The organism is Pseudactinotalea sp., assembly GCF_048594945.1.
Taxonomy (GTDB): domain Bacteria; phylum Actinomycetota; class Actinomycetes; order Actinomycetales; family Beutenbergiaceae; genus Pseudactinotalea.
Genome location: NZ_JBMDXJ010000181.1, coordinates 1 through 3,901, shown reverse-complemented (window position 1 = coordinate 3,901; position 3,901 = coordinate 1). Strand labels below are relative to the sequence as shown.

Below are 3,901 nucleotides of genomic sequence, written 5' to 3'. Positions count from 1 at the left end.
GGGTCTGGTTTGTTATCGCCCCCCACCCCCCCCCCCACCCCCCCCGCGCGGGGCGCCGCGGCGGCGACGCGGTTTGCGCCCCGCACCGGGTCCGCGCGGGCGTCTGGCTCGACCACCTCGACGCCGCGATCGCGGCCCGCCTCCGGACCGGAGATCCCATACCCGGAACCGGAGACCTCATCGCCATGGGCCCGTTCAAGGTGATCGCCGACGGCTCCCTCAACACCGGCACCGCGCACTGCCGCCACCCGTTCCCCGGCGGCGACCACGGCGCAATGAACATCGACCAGCAGGCACTCGTGGATGCGATGTCCCGCGCCGCCGGCGCCGGGATCGACTCCACCATCCATGCGATCGGCGACGCCGCACTCACGCTCGTGATCGACGCGTTCGCGGCGAGTGGAGCACGAGGCTCCGTGGAACATGTCCAGCTCGCGACGCCGTCGGATATCGAACGGCTCGCCGGCCTCGAGCTAGCCGCAAGCATCCAGCCCTGGCACCTGGTCGACGACCGGGACGTAGCCCAGACGCTGTGGGCAGGGAGAACCGACCGCGCGTACGCCTACGCGGACATGGCACGCGCAGGCATCGAGCTGCGCCTGGGTTCCGACGCACCAGTCGCACCGCTCGACCCGTGGCGAGCGATCAGCGCGGCAGTACGGCGGACCGGCGACGACCGCCCCGCATGGCACCCCGAGCAACGGATCACTCTCGATCTGGCGCTGCGATCCTCATGGGGCGGGGTGCGCAGTCTCGCACCTGACGGACCCGCCGACCTCGTCCTGTTGGACGAGAACCCGAGCCACCTCGATCCTTCGACTCTGCCCGCGATCGAGGTGGCGGCGACCGTGTGCGCGGGACGAGTGACACACGCGACTCTCTAGGAGTTGCGGGCAGGGGGACCTGCGCTCGTACGCTCGTGCTGTGAAGTGGGACGAGTACGACGCAGCCCTGTTCGACCTCGACGGTGTGCTCACCCCGACCGCCGACGTACATATGCGGGCCTGGGACGAGATGTTCAACGCCTACCTGGCGGGTCTGCCGGGTCAGCGGCCATACACCGAACGCGACTACTACGACTACGTGGACGGCAAACCCCGCTACGACGGCGTGCGCACCTTCCTCTCCTCGCGCGACATCGACCTGCCCGAAGGCGAGCCGACCGACCCGCCGGACGCCGAGACGGTCTGCGGCCTCGGCAACCGCAAGAACGCCGAGTTCGCGCGCATCCTGGAGACCGAGGGGGTGCAGCCGTACCCGGCGTCGGTGCTGCTGCTGGACTGGCTGGCGGAGCGTGGCACCGGCGTTGCGGTCGTCTCGAGCAGCCGCAACGCGCCCGCCGTCCTGGCCGCGGCCGGGCTGGCGGACCGGTTCGAGATCGTGGTCGACGGTCGCGTGGCGGCAGCCACCGGGCTGCCGGGCAAGCCCGCACCCGACACCTTCCTGCACGCAGCAGAACAGCTCGGCGTGCCCCGCGAGCGCGCCGTGGTCTTCGAGGACGCCCTCTCCGGTGTCCAGGCGGGCCGAGCGGGGAGGTTCGGGCTCGTCGTCGGGGTCGATCGGGGCGCGGGGGCCGACGCCCTCAAGACCAACGGGGCGGACGTCGTCGTGCATGAGCTCGACGAGCTGATCGGAGGCTGAGATGCACGCACACGGCGGCAGCCCCGACCCCCTGGACCGCACCCGGTACCCCATCGACGAGTGGGCGTTGCGCGAGACCTGGTACTCGCCCGAGGACCTCGGCGTGACCGAGACCCTGTTCGCGGTGGGCAACGGATACCTGGGGATGCGCGGCAACAGCGAAGAGGGGCGCGACACCCACTCGCACGGCACGTTCGTCAACGGTTTCCACGAGACCTGGCAGATCCGGCACGCCGAGGAGGCGTTCGGGTTCGCGCGCACGGGGCAGACGATCGTCAACGTCCCGGACGTCAAGACGATCAAGCTCTATGTCGACGACGAGCCGCTGCTGCTGAGCGTCGCCGACCTCGAGCAGTACGAGCGCGCGCTCGACTTCCGTGACGGCGTTCTGCGCCGTTCCCTGATCTGGCGCACCGCCTCGGGCAAGCGGGTGCGCGTGGACTCGCGTCGGCTGGTGTCGATGGAGCACCGCCATCTGGCGGTGATGACCTTCGAGGTCACCATGCTCGACGGCGATGCACCGGTCGCGATCTCATCTCAACTCCTCAACCGCCAGGACGGGCTGGACGAGTACACCACCCAGTCGCTCGGCGCCGGCGATGTGGGCGCCGGGTTCGACCCCCGGCAGGCGAGCAAGCTGACCGAGCGGGTGCTGGTGCCGCAGAGCCACTGGGCCGGCGACCGGCGGATGGTGCTGAGCTGGCGCACGGCGAGCTCGCGTATGACGCTGGCGGTGGGCGTGGACCACTCGATCACCACCGAGAACGAGTTCGAAGAGCTCACACACGCCGAGGAGGACCTCGCCAAGAAGGTCTACCGGGTACGCGCCGAGCAGGGCAAGACGATCCGGATCACCAAGGTCGCGGCCTATCACTCCTCGCGCGGCGTGCCCACGCGGGAGCTGGTGGACCGCTGCCGTCGCACCCTCGACCGGGTGCGCGAAGACGGGGTGGAGGAGTGCTTCGCCTCGCAGCGCCGCGAGATGGAGGCGTTCTGGGACCGCTCCGATGCCGTGGTCGAGGGACAGTCGGCCGTGCAGCAGGCGATCCGCTGGAACTTGTTCCAGCTCGCGCAGGCGTCGCTGCGGGTGGAGACCGCCGGCATCGCGGCGAAGGGCGTCTCCGGTTCCGGCTACGAGGGGCACTACTTCTGGGACTCCGAGATCTACGTGCTCCCGTTCCTCACCTACACCTCGCCATGGGTGGCGCGCGGGGCGCTGCGGTTCCGGCACCACATGCTGCCGGCGGCGCGGCGGCGTGCGCACGAGATGTCACAGGTGGGAGCACTGTTCCCGTGGCGCACGATCTCTGGCGAGGAGGCCTCCGCGTACTACGCGGCCGGCACGGCGCAGTACCACATCAACGCCGACATCTCCTTCGCTCTGTGCAAGTACGTCAGCGCCACGGGCGACGAGGACTTCATGGTCCGCGAGGGCATCGAGGTGCTCGTCGAGACGGCGCGCATGTGGGAGGACCTCGGCTTCTGGCTCGGCATCGAGAACCCGCGGTTCCACATCCACGGAGTCACCGGCCCGGACGAGTACACGACCGTCGTCAACAACAACCTGTTCACCAACGTGATGGCGCGGGACAACCTCCGGCAGGCCGCGCAGTGGTGCCGCCACATGGCGGAGTACTGGCCCGAGAACTACGCGCGGCTGGTGTCCCAGCTCGACCTCGAGCCGGACGAGGTCGCCGGGTGGGCGCGCTGCGCCGACGCGATGTACGTGCCGCACGACGAGGTCCTCAAGGTGCACCCGCAGGACCAGCACTTCCTCGAGCGCGAGGTGTGGGACCTGGCGGCCACGCCGCGCGAGATGCGGCCGCTGCTGCTGCACTACCACCCGCTGGTGATCTACCGCTTCCAGGTGCTCAAGCAGGCCGACGTCGTCGCGGCGCTCTTCCTGCAGGGCCAGGACTTCACGCAGGAGCAGAAGCGCGCGGACTTCGAGTACTACGACCCGATCACCACGGGCGACTCGACCCTCTCGGCGGTGGTGCAGTCGATCATCGCGGCCGAGGTGGGCTACCACGACCTGGCGCTGCGGTACTTCTTCGCCGGGCTGTACGTCGATCTCGCCGATCTGCACGGCAACGCGTCCGACGGCGTCCACGTCGCCTCGACCGGTGGGGTGTGGAGCGCGCTGGTCTACGGCTTCGGCGGCATGCGCGACCACGACGGGGAGCTCAGCTTCGACCCGCGGCTCCCCACGACGTGGGAGGGACTGCGCTACCGGCTCACCTGGCGCGGCACCCGGCTC

At 70.0% G+C, this 3,901-nt stretch carries 3 protein-coding genes; all 3 read left to right on the top strand.

What is annotated here, in order from left to right:
* On the top strand, nt 1-884 hold an 884-nt coding region (locus ACOJSN_RS08040; RefSeq protein ID WP_420111979.1), incomplete at its 5' end, for an amidohydrolase family protein.
* Nucleotides 885-924: 40 nt separating this feature from the next.
* Nucleotides 925-1,641: an HAD family hydrolase gene (locus tag ACOJSN_RS08035; protein ID WP_420111978.1), complete on the top strand. Its 717-nt coding sequence runs from the start codon at nt 925-927 to the stop codon at nt 1,639-1,641.
* A gap of 1 nt (nt 1,642) precedes the next feature.
* Nucleotides 1,643-3,901 (top strand): glycoside hydrolase family 65 protein (locus ACOJSN_RS08030; RefSeq protein ID WP_420111977.1); only part of this gene is annotated, 2,259 nt, incomplete at its 3' end.